The organism is Arthrobacter sp. Ms25, assembly GCF_059090365.1.
Map to the genome: position 1 here is coordinate 37,832 of NZ_JBNHFP010000004.1, position 22,942 is coordinate 60,773.

A 22,942-nucleotide genomic window follows, 5' to 3' on the forward strand; every position below is an offset into this window, starting at 1 on the left:
GGTAAATGCCATGGTGTTTGACGATGTGTTTGCAGTAATCGCAGAAGGTACGCGACGCGAGATCCTGGGCGCCCTGCGTACCGGCGACAAGTCGGTGGGGACCCTGGTGGAGGAACTCGAGGTCAGCCAGCCCACGGTTTCCAAACACCTCAAGGTACTGCGCGAAGCCGGACTCGTCTCCATGCGTGCCGAAGGCCAGCGCCGGTACTACTCCCTCGAGACTGCCCCGCTGGAGGAACTTGTCCTCTGGCTCCGGGCCTTTGAACTCCCGTCACTGGCACAATCCCACCTGGTTTCAGCGGGTCTGCAGCCTACCACCGCCGCTGCTGCGGCAGCCGGAGCGCTCGTCCCCGGCGCCGCTGAGACCCGCCCGCTGCAGGCGGACGCGGGCGTGCAGAACCTCGGCCGCACCGTGGGACGGGCCGCCGAGCGCGCCGCGGATCTGTTCGGCCAGCTGCCCAGATTCCGCCGTCGCCGCCCCTAGGGGCAGTGCGGGCGGACGCATTGGACCGCCCTCCATCGCGTCCCTGATGCGGCGGGGCTAGCGTAGTCCTAAGCGGGGGACCCAACTTCTAAGGAGCAGCACATGGAACGTGTACTGACACGCGTCCGCGACGACGTCTTCCGCCGCAATCCCGGCGAGACGGAATTCCATCAGGCCGTGGTGGAAGTCTTTGATTCACTGGCCCCCGTGCTGCGCAAGCACCCGGAGTTTGCCGAAGCCGCGATCCTGCAGCGCATCTGCGAGCCTGAGCGGCAGATCATCTTCCGGGTGCCCTGGGTCGACGACAAGGGGCAGGTGCAGATCAACCGGGGCTTCCGCGTCGAGTTCAATTCCGCCCTGGGGCCGTACAAGGGAGGACTCCGGTTCCACCCGTCGGTGTACCTGGGCATCATCAAGTTCCTTGGCTTCGAGCAGATCTTCAAGAACGCGCTCACCGGCATGCCCATCGGTGGCGGCAAGGGCGGCTCCGACTTTGACCCTCGCGGCAAATCCGATGCCGAGGTAATGCGCTTCTGCCAGTCCTTCATGACCGAGCTGTACCGGCACATCGGCGAGTACACGGATGTTCCCGCCGGGGACATCGGCGTCGGCGGCCGCGAGATCGGCTTCCTTTTCGGACAGTACAAACGCATCACCAACCGCTACGAGTCCGGTGTCCTCACCGGTAAGGGCGTCAGCTGGGGCGGATCCCTGGTCCGGCCCGAGGCCACCGGCTACGGTGCGGTGATGTTTGTCGAGGAGATGCTCAAGACCAAGGGCATGAGCCTGGACGGCCAGCGCGTGATTGTCTCCGGTTCGGGCAACGTGGCCATCAATGCCATCGACAAGGCCCAGATGCTCGGCGCCACGGTGGTGGCCTGCTCCGATTCCTCCGGGTACGTCGTGGATGAGAAGGGCATCGACGTCCCACTGCTGCGGCAGATCAAGGAAGTGGAACGGGGCAGGATCTCGGAGTACGCCGAGCGCCGCGGACACTCCGTGCACTACGTGGCGGAAGGCTCGATCTGGAACGCCGGGGCCGGCGTCGCCCTGCCCTGCGCCACCCAGAATGAACTGGATGAAGCGGACGCGCTGGCCCTGATCCAGTCCGGTGTCCGGGCCGTAGCGGAGGGTGCGAACATGCCGTGCACGCCGGCGGCCATCACGGCCTTCCAAGCCGCCGGCGTGCTCTTCGGTCCGGGCAAAGCCGCCAACGCCGGGGGCGTGGCCACCTCGGCCCTGGAGATGCAGCAGAACGCCAGCCGGGACTCCTGGTCGTTCGAGCACACCGAACGCCGGCTCAGCGAAATCATGGTCAATATCCATGAGCGGTGTGCCCGGACCGCGGAGGAATACGGCTCGCCCGGCGATTACGTGGTGGGCGCCAACATCAGCGGCTTCGTGCAGGTGGCCGATGCGATGCTGGCCCAGGGCGTGATCTAGGCCGGCTTGTACCGGCAGGGACCCCTGCGGCGGAAAGAACTTCCACTATGGTTACTCCTGCCACTACAGTAGGGACCGTACGGGGCCGCAAGTGACGCATGTCGCAGCAGGCCGGTGACGCGATTGTCCTTCAGCCACAGGTGCTCCCACATGGCTTGCTGCGGGGAGCGGCGGCAATGAGCAAAGGAACGGGACTAAATGGCAGACGAGGGAAACTTCTCGGATGTGCGGTTTCTGACGGTGTCGGAAGTTGCCGACGTCATGCGGGTCTCCAAGATGACTGTGTACCGCCTGGTGCATTCAGGCGAGTTGCCGGCCGTCCGTTTCGGCCGGTCCTACCGGGTGCCGGAATCAGCTGTCGAGAAGGTGCTCCGGGATGCCGTCATTGACCGTCGTTCGGACTCGGCATAGCGCTGCCGGCCGCCGCTGAACAGTGCGGGCACATCGGTTTCGCGTTGAAGTGACAAGCGGTCAAATTTCACAGCGCCGAAGCTGTACCCTGTTAAGGAACGTTTTAACCGAAAGCCAGTAACTACCGGCATCCAGCCCCTGCGCCCACGGCAGCGGGGGACGGACACCGGTGACTCCTAATAAGTTTGTGAGGACTCTGTGGGTTCAGTAATCAAGAAGCGCCGCAAGCGTATGGCCAAGAAGAAGCACCGCAAGCTGCTTCGCAAGACCCGTCACCAGCGCCGCAATAAGAAGTAGAACCTTCTCAGCGACGGCTGTCAGCGGTTCCCCGGCTGCACGCGCGGTCCCGGGTCCGCTACTGCAGAGCCCGCCAGTCCTCACGGACGGCGGGCTCCGTTATTTAAGCCGGCGAACAGACCCTCAGCGGTCCCGGACCCAGGAAAAACCGCGCCACAGACCGTAGCCCGCCCCCGCGACAGTGGCCGATTTCAGTCCCAGCGTTGCCGCCCTCCGGCCCGAGCGGAAGTCATACACCGGCCAGTTACGCTCCCGGGCATGGCGGCGAAGACGGGCGTCCGGGTTGATCGCCACCGGGTGCCCCACCAGGGTCAGCAGCGGAACGTCGTTGTAGGAATCGCTGTAGGCCCAGCAGTTGTTCAGGTCCAGGCCTTCCTTCTCCGCCAGCACCCTGACGCCGGCTGCCTTGGCCGGCCCGTGCAGGAATTCGCCGACCAGCCGTCCGGTGTACAAACCGTCGGTCACCTCACTCACGGTGCCGAGGGCGCCGGTGAGATTAAGCCGGTTGGCTATCACGGAGGCAACTTCGATAGGTGTTCCCGTCACCAGCCAGACCGGCCGGCCCGCCTCCATGTGCTGCTGCGTAAGCGCACGGGTGCCCGGCCAGATCTTGGAGACAATCATCTCGTCGTAGACTTCTTCGCCGAGGGTGCGTACGTCCTCCGATGAGAGTCCCGTGGCGAAGGCCAAGGCGGAGTCGCGCACGGAGTGTACGTCTTTGAGGTTTTCCCCCTGCAGCATGAATCTCAGCTGTTTGCTGGCGAACCCGGCTGCCTCGCGGAGGGTGAAGACTTTGCGCTGATACATCTTCCGTCCCAGGTGGAACAGGCTGGCGCCACGCATCAGCGTGTTGTCGACGTCGAAAAAGGCCGCTTCGCCGGGTTTGCCTGCTGCATCTGTGGTTCCGGTGGTTCGGACTACAGTGGCTCGGGGCATGCTTCGAGTCTACGCAAATCCGGCCCTGAGCGCGGAAATCCGACGTAGTGGGGCTATTTTGGACATATGAGTGAAGCCGCCGGACCGGAAGTCGTCCTCCTTACCCGACCGGGTTGCCACCTATGCGAAGACGCCAGGCTTGTGCTCCTGCGGGTAGGGGAGGACCTTGGCGTGGCATGGCAGGAACGCAGCGCAGAGGAAGAGCCGGAACTGGCGGCCCGCTTTGGCGAGGAGATCCCGGTGTTGTTCATCGACGGCGTCCAGCGGGACTTCTGGAAAATCGACGAAACACGGCTGCGGCGCCTGCTGGGAGCGTGATGGCACCCGAAAACATCCGGTCGGCCGACGAGCAGGCCGCCCTCGAGCGCGAAACGGCCAACAGCGACCAAGTGGTCCGAACGCCGTCGGCCGGGTCCGGACGGCACATCCCGCCGGCGTCGTTGGCGCGCCTGACCATCTACCTCAGGGCGTTGTCCGCCATGCTCGCCGACGGGATAGAGCGGGTGTCCTCGGAAGAGCTTGCCGAAGCGGCCGGCGTGAATTCGCCCAAGCTGCGGAAAGACCTCTCCTACCTGGGGTCCTACGGCACCCGCGGTGTGGGATATGACGTTCCGTACCTCAGCGGGCAGATCTCCGCCGCGCTGGGCCTGACATTGAACTGGCGGGTGGCCATAGTGGGTGCCGGCAACCTCGGCCGGGCCCTGGCAGGGTATCCGGGGTTCGGATCAAGGGGCTTCGAAGTAGTGGCCTTGTTCGATGCCGACCCCCTGGTGATAGGCCAGGAAGTGGGATGGCTGAGGATCAGCCCGGTGGACGCGCTTGAATCGGTGCTCGCGAAAACCAAGGCAAACATGGCGGTGCTCTCCGTGCCGGCCGAAGTTGCCCAGGACCTGTGCGACCGCCTCGTAGCGTCCGGCATTACCAGCATCCTCAGCTTCGCCCCGGTGGTGCTCCAGGCGCCGGAAGATGTCCAGATCCGCAAGGTGGACATGGCAACCGAACTGCAGATCCTTGCCTACCACGCCCAGCGTTCCCAAGTGTCGAAGATTGCCGCCCGTGGACGGCTGGCACACTAAAGGCGATCCGTCTTCAGCGGCTGCGTCGGGAGGTCTGTCTGGAGTGGTGCGCCCGGGAGATCCGTCTGGAGCGGTGCGTCCGGGTCGGGTCCGTACCGCTGGTACCGGCGGCGGAACCAGGGAGCAGCCCCCTTGGTGAAAGTGAGCCCGGCTCCTGCCGCGGCCAGAGCAGCGGCCGCTGCCTGAACCCCTGTCCCCGTGTTGACGGCATAGAAAAGCGCGGTGCCCGCAAAGACCGCCGAAACTATCCGTGCCCAGCGCCGCTTATCCCGGAGGGTCACGGCCAGCAGGAGCGCGATCCCAAAGATGACCAAGGCATAGGCAATCTCCACCGCCGCCGCGGTCCGGGCATAGAGGGCCGCGGTGACCCCGTACCGTTCGAAAAGGGCTAATACCGGCGGCAGCGAATCGGGCACGGGCATACGGGAAACGGCCGAGATGGTGCCCCCAAGATTGAGCACCCCGGCACCCGCGATGAAGGAACAAGCGGCAGCAATGGCCGGAACGGGATTACCGGTATTGGCAGGCAGCCGGCGCTGCACCGCACGGATTCCCATGCCAAGGGCCCGACCGACCATCCGGGCGGTAAAAGAAATGACACGGGCAGTGAAGGCCACGATACGGGCAAAGGTCAACGCCGAAACCCACAGGATATGCGCCGTGCCGCGGGCGGCTCGGCTGGCCGCGTGCCAGACTGCCAGGGCTGCGACCGACACTGCATGGGCGACGATACGTGCCCCGGCAGCGGCGGCAAGCGCGGTGGCCCGCGATGCCCGGGACACGGCGTCGGCGGCTGTCTGGAGCCCATGCCGAACGGCGGCGGCTGTGGTTCTGCTCCAAGAGGTAGCCCGGTCAAATCCGGCATGGGCGGTTGCGGCGGTCGCGTGGGCGCCGCGTTGGGTCGCTGCGGCGGTGGCCCGCGCTCCGGTCCGGACAGCGGCGGATATGGCATGTGCCCCGTGTTGTACCTGGAGGACTCCGGCTTGGGCAGTGGATGCGGTGGCGCGGGCTCCTCGTTGGGCGGTGGATGCGGTCGCGTGGGCGCCGCGTTGGGTCGCGGCGGCGGTGGCGCGCGCTCCGGTCCGGACGGCGGTGGATACGGCGTGTGCCCCGTGTTGTACCTGGAGGGCTCCGGCATGGGCGGTTGCGGCGGTGGCATGGGCTCCGGTCTGGACGGCGGCGGATACGGCGTGTGCGCCGTGTTGTACCCTCAGGGCTCCGGCATGGGCCGTGGAAGCGGTCGCGCGCGCTCCTCTTTCTGCGGTTGCGGCGGTGGCATGGGCACCGGTCTGGACGGCGGTGGATACGGCATGTGCGCCGGACCGCACGTAGCCGGATGCCGTGCGGGCGAGGGCGCGGATCCAGGTCAAGGCGCCTGAAACTCCGGCACGGACCCAGGCGGACGTTCCGCGCAGTCCCGTGCCCAGCCAGGCGGACGTACCGCGCAGCCCCGTGCCCAGCCAGGCGAAGGCCCCGGAAAGTCCGCTGATAAGCCAGCCGAAGGCGCCGTTCAGCCCCGTCCGTAGCCAGAGGTAGGCGGCGTTGCCGCTGTTGTCCGGTGCGGCGCCGGTGGCCGGCGCTGCGGACCCCGCTGGGGGTGCGGTGCCATCGGGTGCCGCAGTGTTCCCGGCTATCGCCGGGGGACGGGCTGGGGGATCAGGAACCACAATGCTGGACCCTGCAATCTCCGGACTATCGGTCGACTCGTGCAGGTAACGCAGCGGCAGGCGCGGTTTCTGGCGCGGCGGGTTCGGAAGCAGTGCGGCCATGGTCCTCCCCTTCACGGCGGAACAGCGTCCTCCGGGGCATCCTGCGGAAGCAACGCATCTTCCGGAAGAGAACACAACGCTACGCGGGCGCGGCCCGCCTGTGACCCCCGTGGACGCAGAACCCGGCCCGGCACGGGAAAAGTCCCGGAGGCAAACCCTCCGGGACCTTTCAGCAGGGCCGCACGGACCGCTTAGTACGGGTACAGCGGCGTCCTGCGGAAGTAGGGATTGGACGGCTGCAGGTACAGGAGCACGATGCCCGCAAGTCCCAGCAGGGTGGAGGCCAGCGAAACCAGGCTCAGCGGCGAGGTGAAGTAGGCGCCGAGCATGGTGAGGACGCTCACCAGCGAGAAGGCTGCAAACACCGTACCGATGACGCGGGCCCAGTTCTTCCCCCTTCGGACGAAGAGCGCGATCAGTACGTAGATCCCGAAGCTGATCAGGGCCACGATTATGCCGAAGGAAACGAGGAAGGTGCTCACGCTCCTATCGTCCAGTCCGGCATCGCTGAACGTCTGCTGTTCCTGGGAGGTGACCAGGGAGGGAAGGGTGAACGAAGTAATCACGTTATTAATGAGGCTCAGCACACCCGCGGCGATGATCAGCCAGGAGCCGATGATGACCTCTCGGGGCGCGGAGGTCTTTGCAGGGTGTACCGGCGGCGCCGGATAACCCGAGGGGCGGTCGGCCCCATAGGGGCCCGGCGTGTACTGGCCGTACTGCGGCTCCGGCCTGGCTGCGGGATAACCGGGTCCGCCGACGCCGCCGGGTCCGCCAGAGCCGGGTGCCCCGGGGGCTGCCGGCCCGTCGGGCAGCGGGGGATTAGCGGGGTAATTCGGATCGCGCCCTGGCTCTGGAGTGTTCTCTGGTGTACTCATATCCGCCTGCTTGCTGGTTGGTGTCATGAAGCGGCTGGACAGGCAGGCCGTCGGCAGGTGGCCGCGGGCGCCCCCCACAGCCGGTTATCCACCTTATCGCTGCGGGCTTCGGAGAGTCAGGGGCTCCGGAAAGACGGCCAAAAAAACGGCCCCGGACCGATGGGGTCCGGGGCCGCCCTATGGGGGGAAGAGGGAGCAGCTAGGCAGCTACAAACGCAGCATCTACGGTAATGGTGACCTTGTCGCCAACGAGGACGCCGCCGGTTTCCAGCGCTGCGTTCCAGGTCAGGCCGAAGTCCTTGCGGCTGATGACGGTGCTGGCGGCGAAGCCCGAGCGGGTGGCGCCGAAGGGATCCACGGCCACGCCGTTGAACTCAGCGTCCATCACCACCGAGCGGGTGATGCCCTTGATCGTCAGGTCGCCGGTGAGCTTGTAGATCGAGCCCGATGCTTCAATGCCGGTGGCCGTGAACGTCAGCTCCGGGAACTGCTCGGCGTCGAAGAAGTCCGGGCCCTTGACATGCGCGTCGCGGTTCGCGTCGTTGGAGTTGAAGGAATCCGCAGCGATGACGACCGTGACGGCGGTGTCGGCCAGCGTCTCGCCGACCGACAGGGTGGCGTCGACCTTGTCAAAGTTGCCGCGCACCTTGCTGATGCCGGCGTGGCGGACGGTGAAGCCGACTTCGCTGTGGGAGGCGTCGAAGTTCCAGGTTCCGGTGGTGAGGCCGCTGGGGATCATGAAGAGCTCCTTCTGGTAGCTGTGCCGGCGGGAGGATCCCGTCGGCTTTACATGCATATGCATTGAGTGTTGCACGGTTTGGTTAAAGGTTCAAGTGAATTTGGTGACGAGAATCCGTAAATTTAGCTGCTGGCCCCAACTCTGCGAAACTGGGACACATGTCCCGCTCATCCATACACCTCGTTCGCCACGGTGAAGTCTTCAATCCTGACCGGGTGCTGTACGGCCGCCTCCCGGAGTTCCATCTCTCGGACCTGGGGCGCCAAATGGCGGACCGGGTTGCGGAGCACTTTACGCAGCAACGCAGCCAGGGGGCCAATCTGGTCCACCTGGTGGCATCCCCGCTGACCCGGGCGCAGGAGACGGCGGCTCCGCTGTCAGCCGCGCTGAACCTCGAGATCGTCACCGATGAGCGGATCCTCGAAGCGGAGAACCGTTTCGAAGGCATGTCCCGCATCCAGAGCAAGCTGCGCAACCCGCGCTACTGGCCTCTGCTGCGCAATCCCATGCGTCCGTCCTGGGGAGAGCCCTACGCCAAGCAGGTGGCCCGCGTGATGTCCGCCGTCGACGACGCGCGGATGCGTGCCGTGGAACTGGGCGGAGACAACGCCGAAGCGGTTCTGGTCAGCCACCAGCTACCCATCTGGGTGACCCGGCTGGCAGCCGAAGGTAAGAGGCTCTGGCATGATCCGCGCCAGCGCGAATGCACCCTCACGTCCGTCACCACCCTGGAGTTCGACGGCGCTGTGCTCACCGGCGTGCGCTACGCAGAACCCAGCGCGGACCTCCTCCCCGGGGCAGCAAATGTTCCGGGAGCATAATAGAATTACTACGCGTTGTAGAAGTGGCGCCTCCCTGCCGCGATGAAAGCTGGAAATCCTTGAAGAACCGCCTACGCCCTGTTGAGCCGGAAGCGCTTGGCCGCCGTTCCTTCCTGCGGCTCGGTGCCGGACTGGCGCTCGCCGTCCCCTTTGCCGCAACCGCTGCCGGCTGCTCCACGGATGACCCCTTGGCAGAACAGGCCAACGCGGGAGACAACAAGAACTACATTGCCGGCGACGGTTCCGTCACCGAATACGATGCCGCCGACCGCGGCGACGCCGTGCAGCTCTCCGGGACCCTCTTTGACGGCACCGAAGTGACGTCTGCGGACTGGGCCGGCGATGTCGTCGTGCTCAACTTCTGGTATGCGGCATGCGCTCCCTGCCGGAAGGAAGCCCCGGACCTGGTGGCGCTGCACGATGAGTTTTCCGGTGCCGGTGCGCGCTTTTACGGCGTGAACATCCGGGATGAGAAAGCTACCGCCGAAGCGTTCGAGCGGAACTTCAGCATTCCGTATCCCAGCTTCCGGGACAAGGACGGCGGGGTGCTGCTCGCGATGACCAACTTCGTACCGCCGTCGGCCGTACCCACCACCCTGGTGCTGGACCGGCAGGGCCGCGTGGCGGCTAGGATCCTCGGACTGGCGGACAAGGGCACGCTGAAGGCCCTCATCGCCGACGCGCTGGCAGCGTAGGGACAGTGTCCTTCTTCCCTGCCGTGGTGGCCCCGGTGGCCGAGTCCACCGCCAATACCTTTGCCGACACCGTGCTGAACGGGTCCGTGCTGCTGGCCATCCCGGTGGCGGCCCTGGCCGGCCTGGTGTCCTTCCTTTCCCCCTGCGTGCTGCCCCTGGTGCCCGGCTACCTCGGCTATGTCACCGGATTGACCGGCGTCGACCTGCAAAAGCAGCGGAGGGGCCGGATGTTCGCGGGCATCGGGTTGTTCGTGCTCGGCTTCTCCGCGGTCTTCGTGGCCCTGGGCGCAGGCATCGGACAGCTGGGGGCCTGGCTGAAAGGCTCCGAACAGGCCTGGATCTCCCAGGTCCTCGGCCTGGTCGTGATCCTGCTGGGCATCGTCTTCATGGGCGGGATGAGCTGGTTCCAGCGCGACCGCAAGATCGAAGCCAAGCCACCGGCTGGGCTCTGGGGCGCACCGGTGCTGGGCATCACTTTCGGCCTGGGCTGGGCACCGTGCATCGGGCCCACGCTTTCAGCTGTCCAGCTGCTTTCCTTCTCCGGCAGCGACGCCAGTGCCGCAAAGGGAGCGTTGCTGACCTTTGTATACTGCCTCGGGCTGGGCCTGCCGTTCCTGCTGATCGCCGTCGGCTTCCGCCGCGGAATGGGCGCACTTGGCATTTTCCGCCGCCACCGGCTGGCCCTGCAGCGATTCGGGGGCGGCATGCTCATTGCCTTGGGCCTGCTGATGGTCAGCGGAGTCTGGAACCTGTGGATCAACCAGCTCCAAGGTTGGTTGGGTAACGTGACCCTGCCGATCTGATGCCAACACCAATGATGAACAGACGACCAATGAGAACACCTTGACCCCGGGACCGGATGACGTGACAGACAAAGCAACAACGCCCCGCCCGTCCAAGCCCCGCCCCGCCAAGGGGAGCCGGGAGGACGTCGCGCTGCCCGCCCTGGGGCTGCTCGGCACGCTGCGCTGGGCCTGGAACCAGCTGACCAGCATGAAGACGGCACTGTTCCTGCTGCTGCTGCTCGCCGTCGCCGCCGTACCGGGGTCGCTGTTCCCCCAGCGCCCGGCCGACCCCTCGGTAGTCACGCAGTACATCAAGGACAATCCCGAAACCGGCCCCTGGCTCGACCGTTTCCAGCTGTTCGACGTGTACTCCTCCGTCTGGTTCTCGGCGATCTACCTGCTGCTGTTCATCTCGCTGATCGGCTGCGTGATTCCCCGGGCCAAGGTTCACTTCAAGGCGATGCGCTCCAAGCCCCCGCGCACCCCGAGCCGCCTTTCCCGGATGCCCGAGTACGGAACGCTGACCGTTCCGGCGAATGCGGCACTGACGCCGGCCGATGCCGTGCGGGACGCCGCGAAGATCCTTCGCCGCCGGGGCTACCGCGTGGACGTCCGGGACGCCGACGGCGACCGGCCCTCCGTCGGCGCCGAGCGCGGCTTCGCCAAGGAACTGGGCAACCTTGTCTTCCACACCAGCCTCATCGGTGTCTTGGCCTGCGTGGCCGTGGGCGGGATGTTCGGCTACAGCGGGCAGAAGATCGTGGTGGAGGGCGAGTCCTTCGTCAACACCCTGGTCAGCTATGACACCTTCACTCCGGGTTCCAGCTTCACCGAAGACCGGTTGAGCCCGTATTCGCTGACGCTGGACGAGTTCGAGATTGAATTCGACCGCGAATCGGAAACGCATTACGGCCAGCCCCTGGACTTCACGGCGAACGTGACGGTGAAGGAGGACCCCGAGGCCGAGGCCGAGAAGCAGGTCCTGAAGGTCAACTCGCCCCTGACGCTGGGCGGCACGCGGGTGTTCCTCGTGGGCAACGGCTACGCCCCGATGGTGACCGTGCGCGACGGCGAGGGCAACGTGGCCGTCGAAGGTCCGGTCGTGGCGGTGCCCACGGATGCCATGTACACCTCCCTGGCCGTGATCAAGGCGCCCGACGCCAAGCCTGACCAGCTCGGCTTCGTCGGGTTCTTCCTCCCCACCGCCATGATCGACGAGGCCGGAGTCAGCTACTCCGGCGATCCGGATCCGATCAACCCCCAGCTGAACCTGAACTCCTACTACGGGGACCTGGGCCTCGACGAAGGGGTGCCCTCCAACGTCTACGTGCTCGAAACCGAGAACCTGACGGAGCTGAACAACCGCGACCTCGACGCCGGCGGCATCGTCCTGGGGGCCAACGAGACCTACGAGCTGCCCGACGGCAAGGGATCCATCACCTTTGACGGCCTCAAGCGCTATGCCGCACTGGACATCCATTACGATCCCGCGAAAACCGGTGTCCTGATATTTGCCGTGCTCTGCATCTCCGGCCTGGCGGCGTCGCTGTTCCTGGCCCGCCGGCGGGTCTGGGTTCGGGCCGGCCAGCATCCGGACGGACGGGTCATGGTCGAATACGGGTTGCTCGCCCGGGGTGAAGATCCCCGCCTGGCCAGTGAAGCAACAGCCCTCCGCGGACTGTTCGCGGACAAGTGGTTGGCACGGCAGGACGCAGAAGGACACAATGTTGGACGGGCCACCGTCTCCGCACACGCATCGGCAGACAGCACCGCCGCAGAAGAATCAGGTAAGGACCAGTAATGCCCTCCATTGATTACACCCTCGCCAGCTACAGCGAGCTCTTTATGCTGCTGGCGGCATTCGCCTACACGATCGCCTTCCTGGCTTTCACGTGGGACCTTGCCAAGAGCAGCAAGACCCTCCGATCGGTGGAGAGCCGGCTGGAACAGAAAACCGCGGTGCGTGAAACCGTCCCGGCCGGCAGCGGCAGCAGCACCGACGCAATCCGGGGCTGGGACGCCGACGGCAGCCGGGAAGCGCAGACCGCAGACAGCGCCATGGGCTACACCGGTCCGCGCCGCAACGCAGCACGGGTAGGCGTTGCCCTGACCGTGCTCGCCGCCGCCATCCACGCCGCCGGCGTCGTGACCCGCGGCATGGCCGCGCACCGCGTGCCGTGGGGCAACATGTACGAGTTCTGCACCACCGGCGCCCTGGTGGTGGCCGTGGTGTTCCTGCTGGTGCTGACCCGCCGCGACCTGCGCTTCCTCGGCACCGTGGTGATCGGCCTGGTGCTGGTGATGATGATGGCCGCCACCATCGGCTTCCCGACCCCGGTGGCCCACCTGGTGCCGGCACTGCAGAGCTACTGGCTGATCATCCATGTCTCCGTTGCCGTGATCGCCTCCGCGCTGTTCACCTTGACGTTCGCCATGTCCGTCCTGCAGCTGCTGCAGGCGGACCGGGAAACCCGGATCCGGTCCGGCCGCAAGGAACGGCTGCCGTTCATGCGCATCGTTCCCTCCGCGCAGAGCCTGGAAAACCTGTCCTACCGCATCAACGCCGTGGCCTTCGTGCTGTGGACCTTCACCCTCATGGCCGGCGCCATCTGGGCCGAGCAGGCCTGGGGCCGGTACTGGGGCTGGGACACCAAGGAAGTCTGGACCTTCGTGATCTGGGTGGTCTACGCCGGCTACCTGCACGCCCGAGCCACCCGCGGCTGGACCGGAACCCGGTCCGCCTGGCTCTCGATCGTCGGCTACCTCTGCGTGATCTTCAACTTCACCATTGTGAACATGTTCTTCTCGGGCCTGCACAGCTACTCCGGCGTCTAGGCCGCCGGGGGCAGGACCCCCGCAGGGCACCTACGCAGGGCAACTACGCAGGACAACTGAAAAGACCCGTTCCGGAAACATCCGGAACGGGTCTTTTTTATTGTGGTGATCAACGGAAGGGGGGGCGTCCTCAGGTGCCGGGCTTGCCGTCGTCGTTCTGCTTGTCCCGGCCCTCTTCCCGGGCCCGGAGCTCGGCCTCGCGTGCCCGCAGTTCCGCTTCCTTCTGTGCCTGCCGGCGGCGGATCTCGAGGTTGCGCAGGAACTCGGGGTCGTCGTCGGGCGCCGACGGACGCCGGGGCTCGCGCGGCCCCGGGCCTGCGGCGGGACGGCCGAACAGGAACCAGAGGAGCGCGCCGAGGACCGGAACCAGGAGGATGGTCAGCAGCCAGGACACCTTGGAGATGCTGCGCACGTCGTCTGCCCGGGACATCAGGCAGTCAATGGCGGCGTAAATGATCACGGCAGCGACGATGATGACGCCGAACAAGACAAGACGGGGCATACGGCCATTGTAGTGGAGGGGCTGTCCGGTCGCGCCGGGTGCCTCGAAGGAACGTTAAACCCGCCTAGCGCCTAGAATGGGGGTGTGGCTTTCTGGAAATTTACTGCTCTCCGCCTGGGTTTGGTGGCCGTCTTCTTCGTGATCTGCTTGCTGCTGGGCCTGGGGATCCTGCTCTCGGCCCTTGCAGCCGCAGTCCTGGCCTGGTGCGTGACCTACCTGTTTGCCCGCGACATGCGGGACGAAGCAGCGCGCACGGTCCAGCGGCGCTTTACCGAGGAGCGCGCGCCCAAACGGAACCGCGGCGAGCTGGACGACTCGGCGGCCGAGGACACCCTGGTGGCCGAGAACCCGGACGTCCGCATCGACAACGACCGCCGCCGCGACGCCTAAGTTCCCGGGGAGGAGACCCTAGGCCAGCAGACGCGTCAGGACGAGTCCGGCGGCGAAGAGCACGCTGAAGCCGAGGTTGATAAGTCCGGTGTGTTTCAGGACCGGGATCAGGCTCGGGCCCTTTTTGCCCGTGAGCATCAGCCCGCAGGGCAGGATGCATGCCGGGATGAGCAGCAGCACCAGCAGTATCCACGGGTAGCTGCCCGCGATGAAGAGCGGCAGCAGCAGGGCCAGGGCCAGCATCATCACGTAGGTGATCCGTGCCGCGCCGTCGCCCAGCCGCACGGCCAGGGTCCGCTTGCCGGACACCCGGTCCGTGGGAATGTCACGGACGTTGTTGGCCATCAGCAGGGCCATGGCAATCAGCCCGGTGCCCACAGCGCCCAGCAGCGCCGCCGCGTTGATCTGCAGGGCCTGCGTGTACGTGGTGCCCAGGGTGGCAACCAGGCCGAAGAACACAAAGACGAACACATCGCCCAGGCCGCGGTAACCGTAGGGGTTCTTCCCGCCGGTGTAGCCCCACGCGGCGGCGACACAGCCCACGCCCACGAGGATCAGGAACGGCGTGCCGGCCAGGACCACGAGTGCCACGCCGGCCAGCATGGCAGCGCCGAAGCAGCCGAATGCCGCGTACTTGACCTGTTTCGGGGACGCCAGCCGGGCACCGGTCAGGCGGAGCGGGCCCACCCGGTTGTCGTCGGTGCCGCGGATGCCGTCGGAGTAATCGTTGGCGTAGTTCACGCCGATCTGCAGCAGTACGGCAATCACGGCGGCGAGGACAGCCCGGACGGGGTGGAAGTCCCCCAGATCATAGGCAGCGGCGGATCCGATGATGACCGGCGCGATTGCCATCGGCAGCGTCCTGGGGCGGGCGCCTTCTAACCATTGGGCGGCTGTAGCCACGGTGTTATTCCTTAGTTCTTGAGGTGAGACATCGGGTAAGCGGCGGTTTAATGCCGTGCTGCGGCCAGCAGCCGCAGCAGGGTCATCCGGTCGGCCTTGCCGTTGGGCAGCAGGGGCAGGGACTCAAGCAGCAGGACAACCTTCGGAACGGCGGCGGCACCCAGCCGGGAGCGGACGGCGTCGCGGACCAGTTCGGGATCCACGCTTCCGACGACGGCCGCCCCTACCCGGGAGCCCCATTCCGCGTCGTCCAGGCCCAGCACGAAGGCCTGGTCGACGCCGTCGACCGTCTCCACGGCCTCCGCGACGGCCTGCGCGGAGATCTTGATTCCGCCGCTGACAATGACGTCGTCCAGCCGGCCGGAGACGGTGACCTTGCCGGCGTCGTCCACTGTGCCGGTGTCATCCGTACGGAACCAGCGGCGTCCGGAGTTGAACCGGAAACGGTCCTCGGTCAGGTCCGGCCGGCCCATGTACCCGTCCGAAAGAACATCACCGGCAATCCAGAGGCGCCCCTCCCACCGGATGACGTCGACGCCGGGCAGCGGCACGCCGTCGTACACGCACCCGCCGCACGTTTCGCTCATCCCGTAGGTGGTCACGACGTTCAGCCCGTAGCCGCGGGCTTTGTCCAGCAGGGGAGTCCCGGCCGGTGCCCCGCCGAGCAGGATGGCGTTGAACCGGCGCAGCACGCGCAGGGTTTCCGGCGCCGGATCCTGCAGCAGGCGGTGCAGCTGGGTGGGTACCAGCGAAGTGAAGCGGTTGCGGTCCGTCATGTCCTCGGCGGCCCGGGTGAAACCCTCGGCGCTGAACGGCACGGACAGGTCCATGAAGACCGGCTGCGTCCCGGCGTACAGGGAGCGGACCAGGACCTGGATTCCGGCAATGTAGTTGACCGGCAGGGCCGCCAGCCATTGCCCGTCCGCCTTCAGGGCAAGGGCCGTGGCCATCGAGGATGCCGCCAGGGCATCCGTGCTGAGCATGGTCTGCTTCGGGGTGCCGGTGGAACCGGAGGTGCTGATCACCAGGGCAATGTCGTCATTGGGCAGTTCACCGGTGAAGGTCTGCGCCGGATCGGTGTGCGGGGCGACGGCCGGGCCCTCTCCGGCCAGCGCATCGGCGAGCGGGGAGAGCAGCATGCCGGCGTCGAAGCCGGGGTTCACGAGGACTGGAAGAAGTTCCACAACGGTCCTAGAAGTAGTAGGGGAACGAGGACCAGTCCGGGTCGCGTTTGGCCAGGAAGGCTTCCTTGCCCTCCACCGCCTCATCCGTCATGTACGCCAGCCGCGTCGCCTCGCCGGCAAAGACCTGCTGGCCGGCCAGGCCGTCATCGGCAAGGTTGAAGGCGAACTTGAGCATGCGGATGGCCTGCGGCGACTGCCGGGCAATGTCTGCGGCGTATTCCAGGGCGACCTTTTCCAGGTTCTCGTGGTCCACGGCCTCGTTCACCGCTCCCATGGCCACCATCTCCTCGGCAGAGTACTCCCGGGCCAGGAAGAAGATCTCGCGGGCCTTCTTCTGCCCCATCTGCCGGGCCAGCAGCGCCGAGCCGTAGCCGGCGTCGAAGCTGCCCACGGTCGCATCTGTCTGCTTGAACTTGCCGTGCTGGCGCGAGGCAATGGTCAGGTCGGAGACCACGTGCAGGCTGTGCCCGCCGCCTGCTGCCCAGCCGTTGACGACGGCGATGACCACCTTGGGCATGGTGCGCATCAGGCGCTGGACTTCCAGGATGTGCAGACGTCCGGCGCGGGCCGGGTCGATGGTTTCCTTCGTCTCGCCCTCGGCGTACCGGTATCCGTCGCGGCCGCGGATCCGCTGGTCCCCGCCGGAGCAGAAGGAATGGCCGCCGTCCTTGGGGGAGGGGCCGTTGCCGGTGAGCAGTACGGTGGCAACGTCGGGGGTCATCCGGGCGTGGTCCATGGCCCGGTACAGCTCGTCCACGGTGCCGGGGCGGAAGGCGTTGCGGACTTCCGGACGGTTGAACGCAATCCGCACGGTCGGCAGGTCCCGCACGACGGCGCCGTCGTCGTCGCGTTCCACCTGGCGGTGGTAGGTCATGTCCTGCAGGTCCTCGAACCCGGAGACAAGACGCCACTGCTGCGGGTCGAAGATATCGGACACCTGTGCTGGAAGTTCTGTGCTCACAACCCGAGTTTATCGCCCGGGGCCAAACCCGCCTGACAGCCCGCTGCAGCCCGGAGGACACGGAGGTTCCGCGGCCTCAGGACGCCGGCTCCTGCACGGTGACCAGGAGCCAGTACGGCTGGCCCTCCGCTGTGCTGACGCGTATCTCGTTGTCCGTGGTCCCTGCCGTTGCCGCCTTGCTGATGTAGGACGAGACCGCCGGGTTTCCGCACACCAGGTCTGCCCACAGCAGGCCGGCGTCGCTTTCGATGATTATCCGCTCACCCTCGGGGCAGGAAGCGGTGACCATGACTTTTTCGCCCGGAGACGGGACTGCCGGCAGTGGATAGGAACCGGTCCCGGTGCCCTGCTCGGAGATGACGACAGTTTCCGTACCGGTCGGAGCGGGCCTGTTCCCTTCCAACGGATCCATGAGACTGCCGGCCTCCGGTGCCTGGCTGCCGGTTTCGGTGCCGGAACCGGGTGCAGGGGAGCTGTTCGCCGCCGGATCTCCTGACGGCGAGGCAGCGGGGTCCGAGGCGGGCTGCGAGCAGGAAGCCAGGGCACCGGCAAGCACGGCCACGGCCGCAATTGACACCAGCCGGTTCCGCTCCGGGCGCCGTCGCGGAAACGTGCAGGTTTCTTTTTCTGATGAATTCCCCATGGGCAGACTCTAGGCGCAGGGACCCCACCAGTTACAGGGGCGGAGCAGATTCTTTCTGCGGTTCCGGTTTCCCTGTGCCGCCGGGGCACGGCGGGTAGAGTCGGACCATGGGTGCAACTGAACTGATTCTGATCCGGCACGGTGAGTCCGCCGGCAACGTGGCGGCTACCCGGGCCAGCCGCGAGGGCGCCGAACGTATCGACCTGCCCTGGCGGGACCCGGATGTTCCGCTGAGCGCCGACGGCGAGCAGCAGGCGCAGGCGCTGGGTCGCTGGTTCGCTGGACTTCCGGCCGCAGAGCTGCCTGAGTCCGTCTGGTGTTCGCCCTACCTGCGGGCCCGGCAGACGGCGGAACTGGCCGGACTGGCCGCTGCTGGTATGCGGATCGATGAACGCCTGCGGGACCGGGAATTGGGGATCCTGGATCTGCTGACCTCCGCGGGCGTCTCCGCTCGTTACCCCGAGGAAGCCGAACGCCGGTCCTGGCTGGGCAAATTTGCGTACCGGCCGCCAGGCGGCGAGTCCTGGGCCGACGTCGCGCTCCGGCTGCGTTCCGTATTCCGCGACCTGGATGACGAGGAAGACGGCAGGCGGGTGGCCGTGGTCTGCCACGATGCCGTGATCCTCCTGATCCGCTACGTCTGCGAACGCATGAGTGAGCAGGAACTGCTGGACACGGCCGCCGCCAACAGCGTCCGCAACGGTTCCGTCACGCGGCTGGTGCGTCCGGACGGCACCGGACCCTGGAAGCTGCACACCTTCAACAGCGTGCTCCACCTGCAGGACGGCGGAGCACCCGTGACCGAACACGCAGGAGAAACTGATGACATCCACCCCCGCTGAGGTCGTAACCCCTGCGCTGCTGCGCGGTTGGCGGCTCTCCACCGATGCGTCCGGGAAAGAGGACCGCGGGACCGTGCTGGTCGTCGGGGGCTCCCGCCGCACCCCGGGCGCCGTCATGCTGACCGGGCTTGCCGGCCTCCGCGTCGGCGCCGGACGCCTCAGCATGGCCGTGGTGGAGTCGGCCGCGATCGCCGTCGCCGTGGCCATTCCCGAATCCGGGGTGGTCGGCCTGCCCGAGGAATCGGGCGAGATTGACGGCCGCGTCGCCGGGCCGCTGCTGGAAGCCGACCTCTCCTCCGCCGCCGCCGTGGTCATCGGTCCCGGGATGGGGGATCCTGACCGGACGGCAGCACTGCTGCAATCCGTGGTGCCGCTGCTCGGGGAAAAGACCCAGGTGGTGCTGGACGCCTATGCCCTGGGCGTGTTGCCCGGGCTGCCGGAGCTCTTCGATACGCTTGCCGGCCGGCTTGTCCTCACCCCAAACCGTGCCGAAATCCTGCGTCTGCTCGGGAAAGAGGGCACGGAGGAGGAGTCCCTGGACCTGGCGAAAGCGTCCCTGGACGTGGCACGGAAATACTCGGCGGTGGTCAGCGCGCATAACCTGATCTCCGCCCCGGACGGAAAGAGCTGGGAAGTGCCGGCCGGAAACTCCGGTCTGGGTACGTCAGGATCCGGTGATGTGCTCGCCGGTGCGGTGGGCGGGTTCCTGGCCCGCGGCGCGACGCCGGAACAGGCTGCGTGCTGGGGCACCTACCTGCATGCCGCAAGCGGAGACCGGCTCTCCGCATCGCGGGGTCCGCTGAGCTTCCTGGCCCGGGAGCTGCTTGACGCCATGCCGCCGGTGATCGCCGAGCTGAACTAGCGGGGATGCCTCCTTCAGCTGCGGCCCATATCCTGAGGTAATGACTGCCAACGAATACCGGAGAAGTCCGTCGGGGCGTCCTGCCCCGAACATCCCGTGGCTTCCCTACCGCTTTACCCGGAGCGATGCGGTGGCGGCGGGGTTCTACGTGGTGTTCCTGCTGGTGCTGAGTTTTGCCCCCGGACTTGTCTTCCCGGTGCTCATACTGCTGGTTCCGGATCCCCTGACTGCCTCCTACGTACTGAACTTCGCGTTCTACGCGGTTGCCGGCCTGCTGGCATTCCTTGCCGCCCGCCCCTACGTGGTGCGGGAAACGAAGATCCTGGCGACCCGTCCGCTGCTGACGCTTTCCCTGATTCCCGCCGGCGTCATCCTCATGCTCATCGCGACGATGGTGGGCGTGCTGCTGACCGGGGATGTCCAGACTGCGGCCAACCAGGAAGCCGTGCAGGGATTCGTCGGATCGGTCTCGCCCTGGCTGATCGTGCCGCTGCTGGTGGTGCTGGCACCCTTTGTGGAGGAGTACATCTTCCGGCACCTGCTGATCGGCAAGCTCAGCCGGTACTGGAATATTTGGGCGTGCTGCATCCTGTCGGTGCTGCTGTTCGCCTCGATCCATATCGTGGGCAAGGAATCCCTGTCCCTGCCGGTGCTCATGCCGTACCTGGCCATGGGTGCCACATTGGTGGGCCTCTATGTCTGGGCGGGCAACAACTTCATGCTTTCCTACGGCGTGCATGCGGCGAAGAACCTGCTGGGCGTGCTGGTGATGTACGCCGTGCCGCCGGAGCTGCTGCAGCAGTAGTCCGGCGGACGGACCCAGCGTGCCTTCCGTACAGCTGATGCGGCTACCGGCCCTGCCGGGCCGCATCAGCTGTACGGAAGCTGCCGGGGCAGCACCTAGGAGCCGGCCTTCTCAATCCGCTCGGTTTCCGGGGCCCGGACCAGGGAGCCGTTGCATGGCAGAACCCGCTCCGGCCGGGCCAAGTAGAAAAAAGAGCTCCGCGCATCGGAGTCGAACCCGCCGGGGACCATCAGTGTGGAATAGCGCTGGCACCACTGCGGTGTATCGACGGCGGCCGCCAGGGCGGTGGCGACGGCCGGGACATTGTGGAACCACATCAGGTGCTGGATTCCTTCGGAGACCAGGTAGATGAGGTCCAGCTGCGGATCGGCCGTGACGTCGACGTCGGTCCACTGCTCCCAGCCCTGGAGCCGGCGGTTGTGGATCCAATGGATGTTGTGTCCCGGGGCGAAGCCGCTGCAGTTGCCGAGACCGGATTTGCTGACACTGGAAATGCTCACAGTGGGTTCCTTTGCAGGTTGTCCTTGCCTGCGACGGGCGACGCAGGCCGCTTCGTCATCCGAACCACCCGCCGAACAGTGGGGTTGGTGTGGGGCCAGTCGGAGCTTTTATGCCCGGTTTCCCGGGCGAAGGCCACATCTCGTGAAGCTGAAAACTACTGTAGCGGAGCCCACTGACATTTCGACAGTGGCATTCCGTTCGGGTCGTGCGGCTGGGAGGGGTACCGGGCGGACCGGAACGGCGGCAACGAAGACTTTTGCTCGCAGAGCTCGCGAAAGTTATTAAAGCCGCCTAGCCCAGCCCGTCCGGCGCCCGGGGTGCAGCACCCTCATCCCCATCCGGTGCCAATGCCGGATGAGCCGGACAGTGTTTTATGGCGCGGAGTCCACCACTGAGGTTTTTACCGAGGTCCAGGTTGAGACAGTGCCAGCCGGGGCATCGGGAAAGTCCTTCAGCAGCACTTCCTGTTCTCCGATGACGAGTCCCGAGGCTGGATCGATGATGATGTCGGCCCGTGACGTTCCCTCCAAAGAGGGGATGCCGATGGCGATACCCGTCCTTCCGTCCACCGTTGCCTGCCGGTCCCCAACTGTGACACCGGGGATGAGGGCGGCAGCCTTGTACATCGCGGCCCGCAGGTCAGCGGGGACAGCCCCGGTACGCAGACCGTCAGCGATCGTGACGAAGGCTGCCAGTTCCGGGGATTTGTTGGCGCCATTCGTCCGGTCATAGATGAGGTCCAGCAGGGCGCGGGGATCACGGGGCAGGCTTCCGGCTTCGTTCAGGGCGGTACCGATGATGACCATCGGCGCGTGCCCGTAGAAGTCCCCGCCCTGGCCACGCTGAATTCCTACCGTCGGATCCGGCATCCCGCCCTTCCCCTTCCGCATCAACTCGGCCATTTCAGCAGCCGCAGCCTTGGCGGCGTCGGACGAGGACTCCAGCGGAATCCGCTCTCCGCGGTTCCAGACCCATTCCCCGTTCTTATCTGCCGGTACGTAGAGCTGATCGCTGACGGTAGCCTGCCAGGAAAGGTCGCTGCCGTCAGGCATCTGCTTTCCGCTCCAGGTCAGCTCGGTGGTGTCGATCTTCAGGTACTGGCCTGGGCCCACCACTGGATCAGAGGTACGGATGGTGGTTTCCGCCGCATCGTTCAGGACTTGGGCAGCTTCGGCAGTCGCGCCCGGTCCTCCGGGCCTGACGGCGTCGGCCACCACAATCCCGCCAACCAGCAACACTGCAGCGGCGGAAGCTAGTAGAACACGGCGGCGGGCGCGGGCCGCCGTGGCACGGCGGGCGTTCAGCGGAGGTGTGGTGCGCACGCGGGAAGTGGGCGCTCCGTGTGCCGCCCGCGGGGATTTCATCAGGGCCAGGGACCTGGCGCGGCTTTCAGCCAGTTCGTGTTCCTGCACGGAGCGCGCGGGATCAGCAGATGCAAGCAGGCGTTTGATACCGCCCGAAAGACGCGAGTCGTTCATCATTTTTCTCCCTCTGAAAGTGATTCCGTTTCCAGCAGGCGGCCAAGCGCCTTGCGTGCCCGGTGCAGGCGCATCCTGACGGCGGTGGCACTGGTGTCCAGCAGGTCAGAAACCTCGCTGGAACTGAAACCGTCCCAGTACGTCAGAAGCAGCACTTCGCGCTCATCCGGGCCTAGTCTGGCCAGGGCTTCGTGGACGCGGGAGTCGTCGTCGCTCCGCTCGTGTTCCCGTTCGAGCTGCAGTGCTCCCAGAAGACTCGCGGACCGGAACGCGGACCGCTCATGGTTGCGGAGAACGTTTTTCGCGATCCCGAACAGCACCATGACTGAAAGACCCTCGTCCTGCCCGGTTTTCTCCCACGTGATCCGGAAGACTTCGGCGCACAGATCTTCAGCAGTGGCAGCGTTATTGGTTCTACGCCGGAAGTAACGGTAGATGCGATCGTGTCCGGCGGCGTGGGCGGCTAGGAAACGTTTCTCCCTGTCCACGTCCCGTTGTTCCTTCCGAATGGTTTGCAGGCTCATGCCCTCTTAATGTCCGGCAGCCTCAGAAGTGTAACCGGGGAGCAATCCCGGCGGCGTTCAATTCGGGGCTGGTTCACATACCCGAGGTATTGGACGTACGAAGGCGCTCGGTGGAGACGAATAAATAGAAATACCGAAAATGAACCAATGCACGTTGAACATCAACAATCAATAATCC

At 66.1% G+C, this 22,942-nt stretch carries 27 protein-coding genes and 1 riboswitch; of the genes, 15 read left to right on the forward strand and 12 right to left on the reverse strand.

The features are described from left to right. Positions 1–10 precede the first annotated feature (10 nt). From AC5RT8_RS11650 to AC5RT8_RS11665, 4 genes are all read left to right on the forward strand, one after another. Positions 11–484 (forward strand): ArsR/SmtB family transcription factor, encoded by a 474-nt coding sequence (locus AC5RT8_RS11650; RefSeq protein WP_494095888.1) that lies wholly within the window; start codon positions 11–13, stop codon positions 482–484. Positions 485–586: 102 nt separating this feature from the next. Continuing rightward, a complete protein-coding gene (gdhA, locus tag AC5RT8_RS11655; RefSeq protein ID WP_494095889.1) occupies positions 587–1,927 on the forward strand; it encodes an NADP-specific glutamate dehydrogenase in 1,341 nt (446 codons plus the stop codon). 198 nt (positions 1,928–2,125) lie between these two features. Then, positions 2,126–2,338: a helix-turn-helix domain-containing protein gene (locus tag AC5RT8_RS11660; protein WP_494095890.1), complete on the forward strand. Its 213-nt coding sequence runs from the start codon at positions 2,126–2,128 to the stop codon at positions 2,336–2,338. A 198-nt stretch (positions 2,339–2,536) separates the two neighbouring features. Next, a complete protein-coding gene (locus tag AC5RT8_RS11665; RefSeq protein WP_003792170.1) occupies positions 2,537–2,635 on the forward strand; it encodes a 30S ribosomal protein bS22 in 99 nt (32 codons plus the stop codon). A 123-nt stretch (positions 2,636–2,758) separates the two neighbouring features. On the opposite strand, the gene AC5RT8_RS11670 is transcribed toward AC5RT8_RS11665, so the two are convergent. Further along, positions 2,759–3,571, reverse strand: a complete 813-nt coding sequence (locus AC5RT8_RS11670) for an HAD family hydrolase (protein ID WP_494095891.1) — start codon at positions 3,569–3,571, stop codon at positions 2,759–2,761. Between the two features lie 66 nt (positions 3,572–3,637). On the opposite strand from AC5RT8_RS11670, the gene AC5RT8_RS11675 reads away from it, so the two are divergent. Then, complete coding sequence (locus tag AC5RT8_RS11675; protein ID WP_494095892.1) at positions 3,638–3,889, forward strand: glutaredoxin family protein; 252 nt, start codon at positions 3,638–3,640, stop codon at positions 3,887–3,889. Beyond that, positions 3,889–4,647, forward strand: coding sequence for a redox-sensing transcriptional repressor Rex (locus tag AC5RT8_RS11680; protein ID WP_494095893.1), 759 nt, complete (start codon positions 3,889–3,891; stop codon positions 4,645–4,647). The genes AC5RT8_RS11675 and AC5RT8_RS11680 overlap by 1 nt, the downstream gene beginning before the upstream one ends. Here AC5RT8_RS11680 and AC5RT8_RS11685 read toward each other — a convergent pair. The 3 genes from AC5RT8_RS11685 to AC5RT8_RS11695 form a co-directional block, all read right to left on the reverse strand. Next, entirely contained in the window at positions 4,644–6,416 is a 1,773-nt protein-coding gene (locus tag AC5RT8_RS11685) for a hypothetical protein (protein ID WP_494095894.1), read from the reverse strand. The genes AC5RT8_RS11680 and AC5RT8_RS11685 overlap by 4 nt on opposite strands. A 191-nt stretch (positions 6,417–6,607) precedes the next feature. Next, positions 6,608–7,294 carry a hypothetical protein gene (locus AC5RT8_RS11690; protein ID WP_494095895.1) on the reverse strand — a complete coding sequence of 229 codons (687 nt, stop codon included), beginning with the start codon at positions 7,292–7,294 and terminating at the stop codon, positions 6,608–6,610. A gap of 199 nt (positions 7,295–7,493) precedes the next feature. Next, entirely contained in the window at positions 7,494–8,033 is a 540-nt protein-coding gene (locus AC5RT8_RS11695) for a YceI family protein (protein WP_494095896.1), read from the reverse strand. 158 nt (positions 8,034–8,191) lie between these two features. Here AC5RT8_RS11695 and AC5RT8_RS11700 point away from each other — a divergent pair, with 158 nt between their 5' ends. From AC5RT8_RS11700 to ccsB, 5 genes are all read left to right on the forward strand, one after another. After that, positions 8,192–8,854: a histidine phosphatase family protein gene (locus AC5RT8_RS11700; protein ID WP_494095897.1), complete on the forward strand. Its 663-nt coding sequence runs from the start codon at positions 8,192–8,194 to the stop codon at positions 8,852–8,854. A gap of 59 nt (positions 8,855–8,913) precedes the next feature. Further along, positions 8,914–9,549: a TlpA family protein disulfide reductase gene (locus AC5RT8_RS11705; protein WP_494095898.1), complete on the forward strand. Its 636-nt coding sequence runs from the start codon at positions 8,914–8,916 to the stop codon at positions 9,547–9,549. A gap of 5 nt (positions 9,550–9,554) precedes the next feature. Next, positions 9,555–10,352 carry a cytochrome c biogenesis CcdA family protein gene (locus AC5RT8_RS11710; protein ID WP_494095899.1) on the forward strand — a complete coding sequence of 266 codons (798 nt, stop codon included), beginning with the start codon at positions 9,555–9,557 and terminating at the stop codon, positions 10,350–10,352. A gap of 61 nt (positions 10,353–10,413) precedes the next feature. Then, entirely contained in the window at positions 10,414–12,135 is a 1,722-nt protein-coding gene (gene resB, locus AC5RT8_RS11715; protein WP_494095900.1) for a cytochrome c biogenesis protein ResB, read from the forward strand. After that, on the forward strand, positions 12,135–13,169 hold the full coding sequence (gene ccsB / locus AC5RT8_RS11720) for a c-type cytochrome biogenesis protein CcsB (protein ID WP_494095901.1): 1,035 nt from the start codon (positions 12,135–12,137) through the stop codon (positions 13,167–13,169). Before resB ends, ccsB begins: the two co-directional genes overlap by 1 nt. Positions 13,170–13,299: 130 nt before the next feature. Here the strand turns inward: ccsB and AC5RT8_RS11725 are convergent, their stop codons facing one another. Continuing rightward, on the reverse strand, positions 13,300–13,671 hold the full coding sequence (locus AC5RT8_RS11725; RefSeq protein ID WP_494095902.1) for a PLD nuclease N-terminal domain-containing protein: 372 nt from the start codon (positions 13,669–13,671) through the stop codon (positions 13,300–13,302). Between the two features lie 84 nt (positions 13,672–13,755). On the opposite strand from AC5RT8_RS11725, the gene AC5RT8_RS11730 reads away from it, so the two are divergent. Next, entirely contained in the window at positions 13,756–14,061 is a 306-nt protein-coding gene (locus AC5RT8_RS11730) for a DUF4229 domain-containing protein (RefSeq protein WP_494095903.1), read from the forward strand. Positions 14,062–14,079: 18 nt separating this feature from the next. Here AC5RT8_RS11730 and AC5RT8_RS11735 read toward each other — a convergent pair whose 3' ends face one another. The 4 genes from AC5RT8_RS11735 to AC5RT8_RS11750 form a co-directional block, all read right to left on the reverse strand. Then, positions 14,080–14,964 carry a 1,4-dihydroxy-2-naphthoate polyprenyltransferase gene (locus AC5RT8_RS11735; protein ID WP_494095904.1) on the reverse strand — a complete coding sequence of 295 codons (885 nt, stop codon included), beginning with the start codon at positions 14,962–14,964 and terminating at the stop codon, positions 14,080–14,082. Positions 14,965–15,011: 47 nt separating this feature from the next. Continuing rightward, on the reverse strand, positions 15,012–16,148 hold the full coding sequence (locus AC5RT8_RS11740; protein WP_494095905.1) for an AMP-binding protein: 1,137 nt from the start codon (positions 16,146–16,148) through the stop codon (positions 15,012–15,014). A gap of 7 nt (positions 16,149–16,155) precedes the next feature. Then, entirely contained in the window at positions 16,156–17,109 is a 954-nt protein-coding gene (locus AC5RT8_RS11745) for a 1,4-dihydroxy-2-naphthoyl-CoA synthase (RefSeq protein WP_494095906.1), read from the reverse strand. Between the two features lie 76 nt (positions 17,110–17,185). Next, a complete protein-coding gene (locus AC5RT8_RS11750; RefSeq protein ID WP_494095907.1) occupies positions 17,186–17,752 on the reverse strand; it encodes a hypothetical protein in 567 nt (188 codons plus the stop codon). Between the two features lie 107 nt (positions 17,753–17,859). Here AC5RT8_RS11750 and AC5RT8_RS11755 point away from each other — a divergent pair, with 107 nt between their 5' ends. Genes AC5RT8_RS11755 through AC5RT8_RS11765 form a run of 3 tightly spaced genes read left to right on the forward strand, consistent with a single transcriptional unit; the run spans position 17,860 to position 20,261 of the window. Next, a complete protein-coding gene (locus tag AC5RT8_RS11755; RefSeq protein WP_494095908.1) occupies positions 17,860–18,594 on the forward strand; it encodes a histidine phosphatase family protein in 735 nt (244 codons plus the stop codon). Then, complete coding sequence (locus AC5RT8_RS11760; RefSeq protein ID WP_494095909.1) at positions 18,575–19,456, forward strand: NAD(P)H-hydrate dehydratase; 882 nt, start codon at positions 18,575–18,577, stop codon at positions 19,454–19,456. The genes AC5RT8_RS11755 and AC5RT8_RS11760 overlap by 20 nt, the downstream gene beginning before the upstream one ends. Positions 19,457–19,496: 40 nt before the next feature. Then, positions 19,497–20,261 (forward strand): CPBP family intramembrane glutamic endopeptidase, encoded by a 765-nt coding sequence (locus AC5RT8_RS11765; protein ID WP_494095910.1) that lies wholly within the window; start codon positions 19,497–19,499, stop codon positions 20,259–20,261. A gap of 95 nt (positions 20,262–20,356) precedes the next feature. Here the strand turns inward: AC5RT8_RS11765 and AC5RT8_RS11770 are convergent, their stop codons facing one another. The 3 genes from AC5RT8_RS11770 to AC5RT8_RS11780 form a co-directional block, all read right to left on the reverse strand. After that, positions 20,357–20,761, reverse strand: coding sequence for a hypothetical protein (locus AC5RT8_RS11770; protein WP_494095911.1), 405 nt, complete (start codon positions 20,759–20,761; stop codon positions 20,357–20,359). Between the two features lie 15 nt (positions 20,762–20,776). Continuing rightward, a riboswitch (SAM riboswitch) is annotated at positions 20,777–20,909 on the reverse strand. A 224-nt stretch (positions 20,910–21,133) separates the two neighbouring features. Continuing rightward, positions 21,134–22,243, reverse strand: coding sequence for a CU044_5270 family protein (locus AC5RT8_RS11775; protein ID WP_494095912.1), 1,110 nt, complete (start codon positions 22,241–22,243; stop codon positions 21,134–21,136). Next, entirely contained in the window at positions 22,240–22,764 is a 525-nt protein-coding gene (locus tag AC5RT8_RS11780; RefSeq protein WP_494095913.1) for an RNA polymerase sigma factor, read from the reverse strand. Before AC5RT8_RS11780 ends, AC5RT8_RS11775 begins: the two co-directional genes overlap by 4 nt. Between the last annotated feature and the right edge of the window lie 178 nt (positions 22,765–22,942).

Coding starts and splice junctions, on each gene's coding strand:
- AC5RT8_RS11680 (WP_494095893.1), top strand. CDS start 3,889: ATGGCACCCGAAAACATCCGGTCGGCCGACGAGCAGGCCGCCCTCGAG.
- ccsB (WP_494095901.1), top strand. CDS start 12,135: ATGCCCTCCATTGATTACACCCTCGCCAGCTACAGCGAGCTCTTTATG.
- AC5RT8_RS11775 (WP_494095912.1), bottom strand. CDS start 22,243: ATGATGAACGACTCGCGTCTTTCGGGCGGTATCAAACGCCTGCTTGCA.
- AC5RT8_RS11660 (WP_494095890.1), top strand. CDS start 2,126: ATGGCAGACGAGGGAAACTTCTCGGATGTGCGGTTTCTGACGGTGTCG.
- gdhA (WP_494095889.1), top strand. CDS start 587: ATGGAACGTGTACTGACACGCGTCCGCGACGACGTCTTCCGCCGCAAT.
- AC5RT8_RS11780 (WP_494095913.1), bottom strand. CDS start 22,764: ATGAGCCTGCAAACCATTCGGAAGGAACAACGGGACGTGGACAGGGAG.
- AC5RT8_RS11760 (WP_494095909.1), top strand. CDS start 18,575: ATGACATCCACCCCCGCTGAGGTCGTAACCCCTGCGCTGCTGCGCGGT.
- AC5RT8_RS11765 (WP_494095910.1), top strand. CDS start 19,497: ATGACTGCCAACGAATACCGGAGAAGTCCGTCGGGGCGTCCTGCCCCG.
- AC5RT8_RS11670 (WP_494095891.1), bottom strand. CDS start 3,571: ATGCCCCGAGCCACTGTAGTCCGAACCACCGGAACCACAGATGCAGCA.
- AC5RT8_RS11675 (WP_494095892.1), top strand. CDS start 3,638: ATGAGTGAAGCCGCCGGACCGGAAGTCGTCCTCCTTACCCGACCGGGT.
- AC5RT8_RS11650 (WP_494095888.1), top strand. CDS start 11: ATGGTGTTTGACGATGTGTTTGCAGTAATCGCAGAAGGTACGCGACGC.
- AC5RT8_RS11725 (WP_494095902.1), bottom strand. CDS start 13,671: ATGCCCCGTCTTGTCTTGTTCGGCGTCATCATCGTCGCTGCCGTGATC.
- AC5RT8_RS11700 (WP_494095897.1), top strand. CDS start 8,192: ATGTCCCGCTCATCCATACACCTCGTTCGCCACGGTGAAGTCTTCAAT.
- AC5RT8_RS11755 (WP_494095908.1), top strand. CDS start 17,860: ATGGGTGCAACTGAACTGATTCTGATCCGGCACGGTGAGTCCGCCGGC.
- AC5RT8_RS11695 (WP_494095896.1), bottom strand. CDS start 8,033: ATGATCCCCAGCGGCCTCACCACCGGAACCTGGAACTTCGACGCCTCC.
- AC5RT8_RS11750 (WP_494095907.1), bottom strand. CDS start 17,752: ATGGGGAATTCATCAGAAAAAGAAACCTGCACGTTTCCGCGACGGCGC.
- AC5RT8_RS11690 (WP_494095895.1), bottom strand. CDS start 7,294: ATGAGTACACCAGAGAACACTCCAGAGCCAGGGCGCGATCCGAATTAC.
- AC5RT8_RS11685 (WP_494095894.1), bottom strand. CDS start 6,416: ATGGCCGCACTGCTTCCGAACCCGCCGCGCCAGAAACCGCGCCTGCCG.